This is a genomic window from Streptomyces humicola, assembly GCF_024436035.1.
GTDB lineage: Bacteria > Actinomycetota > Actinomycetes > Streptomycetales > Streptomycetaceae > Streptantibioticus_B > Streptantibioticus_B humicola.
The window spans coordinates 52,651-67,368 of sequence record NZ_JANFNG010000033.1; the positions used below are offsets into that span (position 1 = coordinate 52,651).

Here is a 14,718-nt window from a genome sequence, read left to right on the forward strand (position 1 = left end):
CCCGCGGACGTGGAGAGATCGGGAAGTCGCCCGATGTGCGCAGCCCCCCTTGCAGACGAGGCTTGAGGCAGTCAGCAAGCCACGACCGAAGCCCGAGGGGGGCGCCATGCACTACTACGAAGCGGAGTTCAGGTACCGGGAATCCGAGCTGCGTCGCGAGGCCGCGCAATGGCGGCTGGCGCGTGAGGCGCTGAAGGAGCTGGAGACCGAGCTCGACGCACTGGCGGAACCAACCGAACCGGCCGAACCGACCGAATCGGCCGAATCGGCCGAGCCGCAGGCCGCCGGGGCCCGCTCGGTGACCGGGGCCCGCGTCACGCGGCCCAAGGCCACCTCCCGGCTGCGGTCCTGGTTCCGTACGGCCGCGTGAATGCACCGCGTTCATGTCCCGCGCGAATGTCCCGGTATCCGGGACGACCCGGATAAGCGATGCCGGATTGTCGGACCCCTGTGCGATGCTCAGCTCCGTGCAGACTCAGTCCGTCTCCCCGGTGTTCGTCGGCCGCGCCCGTGAGCTGAAGGCGCTCGGCGCCGCGCTCGCCCGCGCCCACGCGGGCGAGCCGCAGGCGCTGCTCGTCGGAGGCGAGGCGGGCGTCGGCAAGACCCGGCTGCTGGAGGAGTTCTGCGCCGCGGCGGGCGCCGCGGGCGCCACGACGGCGGTGGGCGGCTGCGTGGAGATCGGCGCCGACGGCCTGCCCTATCAGCCGATATCCACCGCTTTGCGCGTGCTGTACCGAAGCCTCGGCGACGAACTCGCCCGCGCCGCCGCAGGGTTCGAGGACGAACTGGCTCGCATCCTGCCCGAATTGGGCGAAGCAGGACGAGAGGGGCGTGACGAGTTCGGGCGCGCCCGGCTCTTCGAGCTCACCGCCCGCCTCATCGAGCGGCTCAGCGCCGACCGCACCCTCGTCCTCGCCTTCGAGGACCTGCACTGGTCCGACCGCTCCACCCGCGAACTGCTCGCCCACCTCTTCCGCGCGGTGCACCGCGCGCGGGTCGTCATCGTCGCCACCTACCGCACCGACGACATCCACCGCCGCCACCCGCTGCGCCCCTTCCTCGCCGAACTCGACCGGCTGCGCACCGCCCAGCGCATCGAACTGTCCCGGCTCAGCTGCGACGAAGTACGCCGCCAGATGGCCGGCATCCTGCAGGGCGAACCCGACCGCAGCCTCGTCGACCGCGTCTTCAAGCGCTCCGAGGGCAACCCGTTCTTCGTCGAGGAGCTCTCCTGCAACATCCGCGAGGGCTGCGACAGCGGGATCAGCGAGTCGCTGCGGGATGTGCTCCTCGTCCGGGTGGAGGCGCTGCCGGAGGACGCCCAGCGCATCGTCCGCGTCGCCGCCGAGGGCGGCTCCCAGGTCGGGCACGCGCTGCTCGCCGCCGTCGCCGCCATGCCCGACGACGAGGTGAACGAGGCGCTGCGGGCGGCCGTCGGCGCCAACATCCTGCTGCCGAGCGACGACGGGGACGGCTATCGCTTCCGCCACGCGCTGGTACGCGAAGCAGTCGTCGACGATCTGCTGCCGGGCGAGCGCAGCCGCATCAACCGCCGTTACGCGGAGGCGCTGGAGGCCGAACCCGGTCTCGTCTGCGCCCCGGAACGGGCTGCCCGTCTCGCCAGCTACTGGTATCACGCACACGACGCGAGCAAGGGCCTGCCCGCGGTGCTCGAAGCCGCCGCGCAGGCGCGTCGCCGCCATGCGTTCGCCGAGCAGCTGAAGTTGCTGGAACGGGCGATGGAGCTGTGGGACGACGTACCGGAGGAGGAGCGGCGCGAGCTGCGCAACACCGGCTCCGCCGAGTCCTACCCGCCGTGCGGCTGCCACAAGGAGACCGCCGACCTGCAGCTGCACTACCTCGACCTGCTCGCCCAGGCCGCCGTCGCCGCCCGCCTCTCCGACTCCCGCGACCGCGGATACACCCTGGTGAAGCGGGCGCTGAAGCTGGTCGACTGCCGACGTGACCCGGTGCGCGCCGCCTGGTTCTGGCTGGAGCGCTCACGCCTGGTGATCGGCCTCGGGCGCGGCGACGGCTGCGAGGAGCTGGCGCGCGCCGAGGAGCTGGTCAGCGGCCTGCCGCCGTCGGGGGTGCACGCCGACGTTCTCGCCCAGCAGGCGGGCTGGGAGATGTGCTATGCGCCGAGCGACGAGACCATACCCAAGGCCGAACGGGCCGTGGAGCTCGCCCGGTTGGTCCAGGCCGAGGACGTCGAGCTCAACGCACGGGTCACGCTGGCGACACTGCGGGTGAACGCGGGGGAGGAGCAGCTCGGCATCACCGAACTGTACGAGCTGCGCGAGCGGGCCGAACGGATCGGTGCGACGCGTGCGCTCACCCGCGCGCACGGCAACCTGGTGCACGCGCTGGAGCAGATCGGCCGGTCGGCGGAGGCGGTGCAGGCGGCGAAGACCGGCCTCGCGGTCGCCCAGCGCCGCGGCTCGCGTTCCAGCACCGCGTTCCTGAGCAGCAATCTCTTCGACGCCCTGATGTCGCTCGGTGAGTGGGACGCGGCCGATGCGCTCCTCGGCACGGCGAGCGAGGGCATCAAGGGCGGCGCTCTGGCCGCCATCGAACTGCGGGCCGCCCAGATGGCCCTGCTGCGGGGCGACCACGAGCGGGCGGCGGAGCGACTGGCGGGCTGCCGCGGGGCGTTCGGCCCCGCCGGAGGAGAACCGCAGCACGCTATACCGCTGGCGGAGGCCGAGATCGCCGTCGCCGCCGCCCGCGGGCGCCACGCCGAGGCACGGGCACGCCTGGTCGAAGCGCTGGACGCAGGTCTGGCGACGCTCGGCCACGAGTCGTACTGGTGGCATCTGCTGGCACGGGGGGCGGCCACCGAGGCGGACGCGCGCGGCCTGCCGGGGATGGATGAGGGCCGGTACGAGGTGCTCGACCGTCTCGCGCGGACCGCACGCTCACTGGCGTGCGTCGCGCCCGTGTGGGAGGCGTGGTCCAAGCACTTCACGGCCGAACTCGCCCGGGCCCGCGGCGAGTCGCAGCCGCGCCACTGGGCCGAGGCGGCCGGGGCGTTCGAGCCGTTGGAGCGGCCGTATCAGCTGGCGCAGACCCGCTTCCGCTGGGCGGAGTCACTGCTCGCGCGGACCGGCGCACGCGAGGAGGCGGAGGAGCTGCTGGCACAGGCGCACGAGACCGCGGCCCGGCTCGGCGCCCGTCCGCTGCGCGAGCAGATCGTCCTGCTCGCGGAACGGGCCCGCATTCGCCTCGCACCGCCCGCGCCGTCGGGGAAGGGCGCCGAGATCATCGACATGCCGGAGCCCGCCGACGCCGTCGACCCCGCGGACTCCTTCGGCCTCACGCCGCGCGAACGCGACGTCCTGCGGCTGGTCGCGGCAGGCCGGACCAATCGCGGTATCGCCGAGGAGCTGTTCATCTCGCCCAAGACGGCGAGCGTGCACGTCTCCAACATCCTTGCCAAGCTTGGCGTCTCCGGCCGAGGCGAGGCGGCGGCCGTGGCCCACCGCCTCCGTCTCGTCACGGAACGCGCCGAGCCGGTCGCCTAGGCCCTGACCGCCTAGTCCCACGAACCCCGGGCCCGCGGCAGCGCCGCGATCTCCGCCAGGTCGGCGTCGCTGAGCCGCACATCCGCCGCCGCTGCGTTCTCCACTGTCCAGCGCTGCTTCTTCGCGCCCGGGACGGGTACGACCTGCGGCCCCTGGGCGAGCACCCATGCCAGGGCGATCTGCGCCGCCGTCGAGTCGTGGCGCCCGGCGACACGTCGCAACCCGGCCACGATCGGCTGGTTGGCCGCCATCATCTCGGCCGTGAACCTCGGATGCCGCGCCCGGATGTCGTCCGGCTCGAACCCCTGGCCGGGCGTCAGGGTCCCGGTCAGGAAGCCGTTTCCGAGTGGCATCGCCGCCATGAAGCCGACGCCGCGCGCCGCGCACCAGGGCAGCAGATCCTCCAGCGCCTCCGCCGCCCACACCGACAGCTCCGCCTGCACGCACGTGACGGGGAAGACCTGCTGGGCACGTTCCAACTGCCGTATCGTCGCCGTGTGCAGGGCGTTTCCCGTGCGGCGGCTGCCGCGTGCCCCGACCGCGCACAGCCCCAGCGCCCGCACCTTCCCGGCCGCCACGAGCTCGGCCATCGCACCCCAGGTCTCCTCGATCGGCACCTCGGGATCGACGCGGTGCAGCTGGTACAGATCGATCACGTCGGTCTGCAGCCGCCGCAGCGACGCGTCGCATGCCCGCCTGACGTACGAGGGCCGTCCGTTGGCGACGATGTGCTGCTCGCCGACGAGCAGTCCGACCTTGGTGGAGACGAAGGCATCCGCTCGCCGGGTCCGCAGCACCCGGCCCACCAGCAGCTCGTTGGTGAACGGACCGTACATGTCGGCCGTGTCGAGCAGTGACACCCCCGCGTCCATCGCGGCATGCACCGCCTTCAGCGAACTCTCGCCCTCCTGCTGCGAGGCGGTGTAGGCCCAGCTCATCGGCATGCACCCCAGTCCCACGGCGCCAACGCCGAGAGCCGTCGCACCGATCGTCCTGCGCTCCACCTGGACCTGCCCTCCTCGCACGCCCCGACCCCGAAGGGGCGCAGACCAAGGTAACGTCCTGCTACGACAATCCGAACGACAGCCCGTGCGAGCGGCGCACGCGAGCAGGCGGAGGGGGTCCCCCGCGGAGCCTGGGAGCCGGGCGACCGCAACCCTGCGCCGCTGCCGCGGCGGGGCGAACGGAGGGACCGAGCGATCATGCCCCTCACCGTGTGGCTGCCTCTCCCGGCAGCCGACATCCCCGGCCTGCCCGAAGGCCCGGTCTACGTCCACTGGGACGGCGAGGACGACTTCCCCGCCGACCCGGCCGACGCCGACTTCTACGTACCGCCGTACCTGAAGGGTGCCGAGGTCGCCACCCGCCCGCTGCGCCACGGCGCCCGCCCCCGCGTGGTCCAGACGCTCACCGCGGGCACCGACCACGTCCAGCACGAGGTGCCGCCGGGCACCGTACTGTGCAACGCCCGCGGGGTGCACGAAGCCAGCACCGCCGAACTCGCCCTGACGCTCATCCTCGCATCGTTGCGCGGCATCCCGTCCTTCGTCCGCGGCCAGGACGCGCAGGAGTGGCGGGCGGGCTACTATCCGGCGCTCGCCGACCGCACCGCCCTCGTCGTCGGATACGGCGCCATCGGCAGCGCGATCGAGGACCGGCTCGTGCCGTTCGAGTGCGAGGTGCTGCGGGTCGCCCGCACCGCCCGCGATTCGTCACGCGGGCCCGTTCATGCCCTCGCCGAACTGCCGGCACTGCTGCCGCGCGCCGACGTGGTGATCCTGTCCACGCCGCTCACCGACGCCACCCGCCACCTCGCCGACGCGGAGTTCCTCTCCCGGATGCGGGACGGCGCTCTGCTGGTGAACGTCGCCCGGGGACCCGTCGTCGACACCAAGGCGCTCCTCGCCGAGCTGGAGTCGGGCCGGCTGCGTGCGGCACTCGATGTCACGGATCCGGAACCGCTTCCCAAGGGCCACCCGCTGTGGCACGCGCCGGGCCTCCTCGTCAGCCCTCACGTGGGCGGCAGCACCTCCGCGTTCTTCCCCCGCGCGAAGCGCCTGCTGCGCTCCCAGCTCCTCCGCTTCGTCGCCGGGGAGCCCCTGGAGAACGTCGTGACCACCGGCTGAAAGGCGGCAACGGCACAGCGTGACCGTACATTAACTGCCGCAGCCCCCCTCCGGTTACGCTCAGTAGAGCAACTATGTCCCTGTGTGACTGGACTGGTGTATCGTCCCGATCGGGGGTGCGTCGCACGTATCGCTCATTTCGTGAGCGATTCTGCGAACGCACATCAACAGCCCACGACCGCAGTACGGGCAGACCGCAGTACCGGCAAGAGTTACTGGACGCGAGGGGGATGACGGGCGTGTGCGGCCGATGCAGACAACAGACGACACAGGACACCCGCCACCCGCGGAGCGATTGCCGGGCGGCCGGATGAGTGCGCCGGGGGCAGTGCTCGCCAGCGCGCCCTCCTCCGTGGCCCGATCAGGACTGCTGCCCCAACTCCTCGTCGCCGTGCTGTGCGGCGCGTACGCCATGGGCGCGGCGTTCGGATGGGGATCCGCCGCCGTCGCTCTGGTCATGGGCGACTTCGGTCTGTCCGCCGCAGCCCTGGCGGCCTGCGTCTCCTGCCTGTGGTACGCGAAGGTGGCGCCCGGAGCCGGCCGCCCGGCGTGGGTGCTCTTCGCCGTCTCCTCCGCCATGGTCGCCGCGGGCAACGGCGTCTGGGGCTGGTACGAGGTGGTGCTCGGCGCCCCGGTGCCGCGCGCATCGCCGGCCGACTTCTGCTTCCTGTTCTTCGCCCCGCCCGCGATCATCGGACTGCTGGTGCTCGCCAAGCGCCCGGTGACCAGGGCCCGCTGGATCTGCCTCGCGCTCGACGCCTCGCTCATCGCGGGGTCGCTGCTCACCCTCACCTGGAGCCTGGCACTCGCCCGCGCCGCCGAGTGGGATGGCCGCAGCACCGCGCGGATCGCCCTCTCCCTCGCCTATCCCGTCCTCGACATCATGCTCGTCTCCATGGTGCTGGCGCTGCACTTCCGCCGTTCGTCCGCCAACCGCTCGGCGATCAACACGGCGCTCGCCGCGTTCGCCCTCACCGTCCTGTGCGACGCGCTGTTCACCTCACCCCTGCTGCGCGAGCACTACCGTTCCGGGCAGATCCTCGACGCCGGATGGTTCGCCGGCAGCCTGCTGCTCGCCTACGCCCCCTGGGTCGGACACCGCAAGGACTCCCGGCCGGGCGACGCCGAAAGGCCGTGCCCCGAGCGGAAAGCCGCAGGCGCCCTGGCGGCGCTCACCCCGTACCTGGCAGCCGCCGTCTGCACGCTGGCCATCCTCCACAACATCATCGACGGCCGGAAGATCGACCGGGTGGTGCTCGTCAGCGGCTGCGCCGTCGCACTCATCCTCGTCGTGCGACAGGGCATCATGCTGCTCGACAACATCTCCCTCACCCAGGAACTCGCGCAGAAGGAGAACCACTTCCGCTCCCTCGTCCAGGGATCGAGCGACGTCATCATGATCGTCGCCCCGACCGGTGTACTGCGCTACGTCAGCCCCGCGGCCCAGGGCGTCTACGGGCGGGACGCCGAGGAGATGCTCGGCACCGAACTCGCCTCCCACATCCACCCCGAGGATCTCGGCCGCGTCCTGCACGAAGTGCGCCGCTTCCTCGCCGCGCCACCCTCCGACGAGCCCGCCACCCGCATCGAATGCCGCATCCGCTCTGGCGACGGCGGCTGGCTGCACGTCGAGTCGTCCGTCAACCGCTACCAGGGCGGCCTGATCTTCAACAGCCGGGACGTAACCGAACGTGTCCAGCTGCAGGCCCAGTTGCAGCACAACGCCTCCCACGACCCGCTCACCGACCTGCCCAACCGCGCATTGTTCACCGAACGTGTCGGCCAGGCGCTGGGCGGGCGGCGCGCCGGGGACGGCGACTGCGCCGTCCTCTTCATCGATCTCGACGGCTTCAAGGCCGTCAACGACACCATCGGGCACCAGGCCGGCGACGAGCTCCTCGTCCTGGCGGGCCGCAGGCTCGCCGAATCGGTGCGCGCCGGGGACACCGCGGCCCGCCTCGGTGGCGACGAGTTCGCCGCTCTCATCTGCGGAAGCATGGGTGACCGCCGGTTGCGCGAACGGCAGATCCGCGAGATCGCCGACCGGCTGCGGCTCACCCTCTCCGAGCCCTACGTCCTCGGCGGCGCGCAGGTGAAGGTGGCCGCGAGCATCGGCGTCGCCTTCGCCGAGCCCGGCATGGGCCCTGCCGAGCTGATGCGCAACGCCGATCTCGCCATGTACCGGGCGAAGACATCGGGCAAGAACCGCGTCGAGATGTACGCGCCGCAGATGCAGGCCGAAGTGATGCGCCGGGCCGAACTGGCGGCCCGGCTGCGAACCGCCCTGCGCGACGGCGAGTTCACCCTCCTCCATCAGCCCGTCGTCGACCTGGAGACCGGCGAGGTCGACGCGATCGAGGCGCAGGCCCGCTGGCGCTCCACCCAGGGCATCCTCTTCACACCCGCCGAATTCCTGCGGATCACCGAGACCCGCGGCAGGGGGAACCACCCGCCGCAGGCGGGGGGAGCCGACGGCGCAGACGGGGACCGCTCCGAAGTCAGTCGCTGGCTGCTCGAAGAGGCCATGATCCAGGCCGCGCACCGCCACCGGAACGGCCATGCCGTGCCCGTCGCGGTACGGATGTCGGCACGCCGCCTGATGGGCCGCGAGCTGCCGGTACGTACCGTCGAGGCACTGCTCGACCGCCATGAGCTGCCGCCGGGCGCGCTCGTTCTCGTGCTCACCGACCACGACCCGCGGATCCCGCTCGACGAGCTGGAGCGCCGCCTGGTCGCACTGCGCCGCCTCGGCGTACGGATCGCGCTCGACGGCTTCGGCGCCGGCTACGCCGCGATGGCCGCGTTGCGCCGCCTTCCCGTCGACGTGCTCAGGCTCGACCGCTCCTTCACCGAGGGCCTCGTGGAGTCGGCCCGGCTGCACAAGATCACCTCCGGCCTGCTGCGCATCGCGCGCGACCTCGGCCTGCGTTCGGTCGCGGACGGCGTCGACAGACCCGAGCAGGTCGTGGCGCTGCGGGAGATGGGGTGCACCCACGGGCAAGGCATGGCCTTCTCGGGGCCGCTCGACGAGCACCGGCTGCGCGGCTCACTCGCGCGCGGCAGCTACCCGCTGCCGCAGGCCGCCGAGCGGGAGCTGCTCACCTCGGGCCGCTCGCTTCCCCTGCCCGTACGGCGTAACGGGTCACCCGACCCCGATCAGCCGAGCACGGCGCCGATGTAGTCAGCTGTGCAGCCGGGGGAGGGGGCCGGGACGCAGACCGAATGCGTAGCCCGAATGCTGAGACGACCGTCCCACTCACTTGACACCCGCACCGTATCCGGAGGAGGGTCGGAGCCATGCGCACCCGAATTCTCGTACTTGGACGGCGCGTCGGCTGATCCGGGGCCACTTCAACGCCCCGCTGACAGCACCGGCGCGCTTCCCCTCGCTTGCCTCCAGGCACGAGGGGTTTTTTGTTGCACTGGCACCTCCCGCCCCCCATACGATTGGGAAAGGGGCGGCCTCTTCGAGAAGAGATACGCAGATGACCGAGCAGGCCACAGGGGCCCATCACCCGCAGCCGCGGGCCCCTCGCGCGGCACAGCAGCCCATCACCGAGCACGTGACGGGCGCCCAGTCCCTCATCCGTTCTCTGGAGGAAGTCGGCGCCGACACTGTATTCGGCATCCCCGGCGGGGCGATCCTTCCTGCTTACGACCCCATGTTCGACTCGAAGCGGGTGCGTCACATCCTCGTCCGGCACGAGCAGGGCGCGGGGCACGCCGCCACCGGATATGCGCAGGCCACGGGGAAGGTCGGGGTGTGCATGGCCACCTCGGGCCCCGGTGCCACCAACCTGGTCACGCCGATCGCCGACGCGCACATGGACTCGGTGCCGCTGGTGGCGATCACCGGCCAGGTCAACTCCAAGTCGATCGGCACGGACGCCTTCCAGGAGGCGGACATCTGCGGCATCACCATGCCGATCACCAAGCACAACTTCCTGGTCACCAAGGCCGAGGACATCCCGCGCACGATCGCCGAGGCGTTCCACATCGCCGCCACCGGCCGTCCGGGCCCGGTGCTGGTGGATATCGCCAAGGACGCGCTGCAGGCGCAGACGGTCTTCTCCTGGCCGCCGCAGCTGGACCTGCCCGGCTACCGACCGGTGACCAAGCCGCACGCCAAGCAGATCCGCGAGGCGGCCAAGCTGATCGTCCAGGCCAAGCGCCCGGTGCTCTACGTCGGCGGCGGTGTGCTGAAGGCGCGGGCCACCGAGGAGCTGCGCATCCTCGCCGAGCTGACCGGTGCGCCCGTGGCCACCACGCTGATGGCGCTGGGCGCGTTCCCCGACTCGCACCCGCAGCACGTCGGGATGCCGGGCATGCACGGCTCGGTCTCGGCGGTCACGGCGATGCAGAAGGCCGATCTGCTGGTGGCGCTGGGCGCGCGGTTCGACGACCGGGTCACCGGAAAGGTCGACACCTTCGCGCCGTTCGCCAAGATCGTGCACGCGGACGTCGACCCCGCCGAGATCGGCAAGATCCGGGCCGCGGACGTGCCGATCGTCGGGGATGCCCGTGAGGTGATCGCCGATCTGATCGTCGCGATCCAGGCCGAGCACGAGGCCGGACGCCGTGGCGACTACGCCGAGTGGTGGACGCAGATCGACTCCTGGCGCAAGACCTACCCGCTCGGCTACGACCTGCCGGAGGACGGCTCGCTGTCGCCGCAGCAGGTGATCGAGCGGATCGGCAAGCTCGCGCCGAAGGACACGATCTACGCGGCCGGTGTCGGCCAGCACCAGATGTGGGCCTCGCAGTTCATCGACTACGAGAAGCCGTACACGTGGCTGAACTCCGGCGGCGCCGGGACGATGGGCTACGCGGTGCCGGCGGCGATGGGCGCAAAGGCCGGTATGCCGGAGAACACCGTGTGGGCGATCGACGGCGACGGCTGCTTCCAGATGACCAATCAGGAGCTGGTCACCTGCGCGCTCAACAACATCCCGATCAAGGTCGCGATCATCAACAACGGCGCGCTGGGCATGGTCCGCCAGTGGCAGACCCTCTTCTACAACGAGCGCTACTCCAACACCGTGCTCCACTCGGGCCCCGCAGAGTCCAACAGCGGCTCCGCCGCGGGGAAGCAGAAGGCGGAGAGCCTGGGCACCCGTACCCCCGACTTCGTGAAGCTGGCCGAGGCGATGGGCTGCGTGGGCATCCGCTGTGAGGACCCGGCCGACCTCGATGCGGTGATCGAGAAGGCGAACTCGATCAACGACCGCACGGTCGTGGTGGACTTCATCTGCCACGAGGACGCGATGGTCTGGCCGATGGTCGCGGCAGGCACCTCCAACGACGAGGTCATGGCGGCCCGCGGGGTCCGCCCCGACTTCGGCGACATGGAAGACGACTGAGGACCGAGAGACAAGAGACAGAGGAAACTGCCACATGTCCAAGCACACGCTCTCCGTCCTGGTGGAGAACAAGCCCGGCGTCCTCGCCCGGATCACCGCCCTGTTCTCCCGCCGCGGGTTCAACATCGACTCGCTCGCCGTCGGCACCACCGAGCACCCGGACATCTCCCGGATCACCATCGTTGTCAATGTCATCGAGGACCTTCCCCTCGAGCAGGTGACGAAGCAGCTCAACAAGCTCGTCAACGTGCTGAAGATCGTCGAGCTGGAGCCGTCGTCCGCCGTCCACCGCGAGCTCGTCCTGGTCAAGGTGCGCGCCGACAACGAGACCCGCTCCCAGATCACCGAGATCGTCCGGCTCTTCCGCGCCAAGACGGTCGACGTCTCCCCGGAGGCCGTCACCATCGAGGCCACCGGCGGCGCCGACAAGCTCGAAGCTCTGCTGCGGATGCTTGAGCCGTTCGGCATCAAGGAGCTCGTCCAGTCCGGCACCATCGCCATCGGCCGCGGCGCCCGCTCGATCACCGACCGCTCGCTGCGCGCCCTGGACCGTTCGGCGTAACCGGCCGGCCGACCGCATGGCGAGACTCGCCGACCCCATTCGTCCCGCCGTCATACGGTGGGAAGTACAACACCGGAACAAGGAGAAACCCGAAGTGGCCGAGCTGTTCTACGACGACGACGCCGACCTGTCCATCATCCAGGGCCGCAAGGTCGCGGTTCTCGGCTACGGCAGCCAGGGCCACGCCCATGCGCTGTCGCTGCGCGATTCGGGCGTCGACGTGCGCGTCGGCCTCCCCGAGGGCTCAAAGTCCCGCGTCAAGGCGGAGGAGCAGGGCCTGCGCGTCGTCACTCCGGCCGAGGCGGCCGCCGAGGCCGACGTCATCATGGTCCTGGTCCCGGACCCGATCCAGGCCAAGGTCTACGAGGAGTCGATCAAGGACAACCTCAAGGACGGCGACGCACTCTTCTTCGGCCACGGCTTCAACATCCGCTTCGGCCTGATCAAGCCCCCGGCGGGCGTGGACGTGTGCATGGTCGCCCCGAAGGGCCCGGGCCATCTGGTGCGCCGCCAGTACGAGGAGGGCCGCGGCGTCCCGTGCATCGTCGCCGTCGAGCAGGACGCCTCGGGCGGCGCCTTCGCGCTCGCGCTGTCGTACGCCAAGGGCATCGGCGGCACCCGCGCCGGCGTCATCAAGACCACCTTCACCGAGGAGACCGAAACCGACCTCTTCGGCGAGCAGGCGGTGCTCTGCGGCGGTGCCTCCGCGCTGGTCAAGGCGGGCTTCGAGACCCTGGTCGAGGCCGGCTACCAGCCGGAGATCGCGTACTTCGAGTGCCTGCACGAGCTCAAGCTCATCGTGGACCTGATGTACGAGGGCGGCCTGGAGAAGATGCGCTGGTCGATCTCGGAGACCGCCGAGTGGGGCGACTACGTCACCGGCCCGCGGATCGTCACCGACGCCACCAAGGCCGAGATGAAGAAGGTCCTCGGCGAGATCCAGGACGGCACCTTCGCCAAGAACTGGATCAACGAGTACAACAGCGGCCTGCCGAAGTACAACGAGTACAAGAAGGCCGACAGCGAGCACCTGCTGGAGACCACCGGCCGCAAGCTGCGCAAGCTGATGAGCTGGGTCGACGACGAGGCCTGAGAAAAAGGACGGGGCGGCCGGATTCCGGCCGCCCTCGTCCGTGCGTTGAGCCGCCTCCCGCATACATGTCACCTATGTATCGCAACGTTTATCCACCGCGGACAGCCCCGTGCGGGTGATCCTTCCGTAACGGCGCAGGACGAGCGTCGCTCCGCCGATACACTGCCTTAACAAGCGCGTCAGGCTCACAGCGTCGTGCGTCTTCCACGCGGCATGCCATCCCTCCCTCCCTGGAGCGGTCGTACGGGACCGGCCGCCCACGAAGGACAAGTGAGGACCCCGTGAGCACTGCATCAACCGACAAGCCTGTCGTACTCATCGCCGAAGAGCTCTCGCCCGCCACCGTCGACGCCCTCGGTCCGGACTTCGAGATCCGGCACTGCAACGGAGCGGACCGCGGCGAGCTGCTGGCCGCCATCACCGACGTCGACGCGATCCTGGTGCGCAGCGCCACCAAGGTCGACGCCGAGGCCATCGGCGCGGCCCGCAAACTCAAGGTCGTCGCGCGCGCCGGCGTCGGCCTGGACAACGTGGATGTCTCCGCGGCCACCAAGGCCGGCGTGATGGTGGTCAACGCGCCGACCTCCAACATCGTCACCGCGGCCGAGCTCGCCTGCGGTCTGCTGGTCGCCACCGCGCGCAACATCCCGCAGGCCAACTCCTCCCTGAAGAAGGGCGAGTGGAAGCGGAGCAAGTACACCGGCGTCGAGCTGGCCGAGAAGACCCTCGGCGTGGTGGGCCTGGGCCGCATCGGTGTGCTGGTGGCCCAGCGGATGTCCGCGTTCGGCATGAAGGTCGTCGCCTACGACCCGTACGTCCAGCCGGCGCGTGCCGCGCAGATGGGCGTCAAGCTCCTCTCCCTCGACGAGCTGCTCGAGGTCGCCGACTTCATCACCGTGCACCTGCCCAAGACCCCCGAGACGCTCGGCCTGATCGGCGACGAGGCGCTGCACAAGGTCAAGCCGTCGGTCCGGATCGTCAACGCGGCGCGCGGCGGGATCGTGGACGAGGAGGCGCTCGCCTCGGCGCTGAAGGAGGGCCGCGTCGCCGGCGCCGGCCTGGACGTCTTCTCCACCGAGCCGTGCACCGACTCGCCGCTGTTCGAGTACGACAACGTGGTGGTCACCCCGCACCTGGGCGCCTCGACGGGCGAGGCCCAGGAGAAGGCGGGCATCTCGGTCGCCAAGTCGGTACGCCTGGCCCTGGCCGGGGAGCTGGTGCCGGACGCGGTCAACGTCCAGGGCGGTGTCATCGCCGAGGACGTACGCCCGGGCCTGCCGCTGGCGGAGAAGCTCGGCCGGATCTTCACCGCGCTCTCGGGCGAGGTCGCCGTCCGCCTCGACGTGGAGGTCCGCGGCGAGATCACCCAACACGACGTCAAGGTGCTGGAACTGTCCACCCTCAAGGGCGTGTTCGAGGACATCGTCGACGAGACCGTCTCCTACGTGAACGCCCCGCTGTTCGCCCAGGAGCGCGGCGTCGAGGTGCGGCTGACGACCAGCTCGGAGTCGCCGGAGCACCGCAATCTGGTGACGGTGCGCGGCACGCTCTCCGGCGGCGACGAGGTCTCGGTCTCGGGCACGCTGTCGGGCCCGAAGTTCATCCAGAAGGTCGTCGGCGTCGGTGAGTACGACGTGGATCTCGTCCTCGCGGACCACATGGCGTTCCTGCGTTACGCGGACCGTCCCGGTGTCGTCGGCACGGTCGGCCGCATCCTCGGCGAGGCCGGGATCAACATCGCCGGCATGCAGGTCGCGCGTGCGACGGCCGGTGGCGAGGCGCTCGTCGCGCTCACGGTCGACAGCGCCGTGCCCGCGCCCGTGCTCACCGAGATTGCGGACGAGATCGGCGCGACGTCCGCACGCGCGGTTAATTTGGCCGCCTGATCACGTGCTTTTCCCCGCCGCCCGCGGTTGCGGTGCCGTTGCGCTGGGCGCTGGGCCTTTGGGGGTCGGTTCGCGTGTTTCCCGCCCGTCTCGGCTGGGGTGGGGTGTTTTTCCCGCCGCCCGCCCGTTGCCGTGACTGGGCGGGTCACGTGGGCGCTGCGTGGGTG

Annotated in this window: 9 protein-coding genes; 8 read left to right on the plus strand and 1 reads right to left on the minus strand. The window is 70.8% G+C overall.

Annotation, left to right across the window (positions count from 1 at the left end; genetic code table 11):
- Window positions 1-106: 106 nt before the first annotated feature.
- Both NGB36_RS28245 and NGB36_RS28250 read left to right on the plus strand, forming a co-directional pair.
- On the plus strand, window positions 107-370 hold the full coding sequence (locus tag NGB36_RS28245; protein WP_255923397.1) for a hypothetical protein: 264 nt from the start codon (window positions 107-109) through the stop codon (window positions 368-370).
- 85 nt (window positions 371-455) lie between these two features.
- Window positions 456-3,524 (plus strand): helix-turn-helix transcriptional regulator, encoded by a 3,069-nt coding sequence (locus NGB36_RS28250; RefSeq protein ID WP_255923398.1) that lies wholly within the window; start codon window positions 456-458, stop codon window positions 3,522-3,524.
- Between the two features lie 11 nt (window positions 3,525-3,535).
- On the opposite strand, the gene NGB36_RS28255 is transcribed toward NGB36_RS28250, so the two are convergent.
- Entirely contained in the window at window positions 3,536-4,528 is a 993-nt protein-coding gene (locus tag NGB36_RS28255; RefSeq protein ID WP_255923399.1) for an aldo/keto reductase, read from the minus strand.
- 198 nt (window positions 4,529-4,726) lie between these two features.
- On the opposite strand from NGB36_RS28255, the gene NGB36_RS28260 reads away from it, so the two are divergent.
- The 6 genes from NGB36_RS28260 to serA all read left to right on the plus strand — a co-directional run bounded on the left by NGB36_RS28260 (window position 4,727) and on the right by serA (window position 14,551).
- Window positions 4,727-5,650 carry a 2-hydroxyacid dehydrogenase gene (locus NGB36_RS28260; protein WP_255923400.1) on the plus strand — a complete coding sequence of 308 codons (924 nt, stop codon included), beginning with the start codon at window positions 4,727-4,729 and terminating at the stop codon, window positions 5,648-5,650.
- Window positions 5,651-5,960: 310 nt separating this feature from the next.
- Window positions 5,961-8,831: a putative bifunctional diguanylate cyclase/phosphodiesterase gene (locus NGB36_RS28265; RefSeq protein WP_255923402.1), complete on the plus strand. Its 2,871-nt coding sequence runs from the start codon at window positions 5,961-5,963 to the stop codon at window positions 8,829-8,831.
- A 304-nt stretch (window positions 8,832-9,135) separates the two neighbouring features.
- Complete coding sequence (locus NGB36_RS28270; RefSeq protein ID WP_255923403.1) at window positions 9,136-11,010, plus strand: acetolactate synthase large subunit; 1,875 nt, start codon at window positions 9,136-9,138, stop codon at window positions 11,008-11,010.
- A gap of 34 nt (window positions 11,011-11,044) precedes the next feature.
- Window positions 11,045-11,572, plus strand: coding sequence for an acetolactate synthase small subunit (gene ilvN, locus NGB36_RS28275; protein ID WP_255923404.1), 528 nt, complete (start codon window positions 11,045-11,047; stop codon window positions 11,570-11,572).
- A 94-nt stretch (window positions 11,573-11,666) separates the two neighbouring features.
- Complete coding sequence (ilvC, locus tag NGB36_RS28280; protein ID WP_255923406.1) at window positions 11,667-12,665, plus strand: ketol-acid reductoisomerase; 999 nt, start codon at window positions 11,667-11,669, stop codon at window positions 12,663-12,665.
- A gap of 281 nt (window positions 12,666-12,946) precedes the next feature.
- A complete protein-coding gene (gene serA / locus NGB36_RS28285) occupies window positions 12,947-14,551 on the plus strand; it encodes a phosphoglycerate dehydrogenase (RefSeq protein WP_255923407.1) in 1,605 nt (534 codons plus the stop codon).
- The last annotated feature ends 167 nt before the right edge of the window (window positions 14,552-14,718 follow it).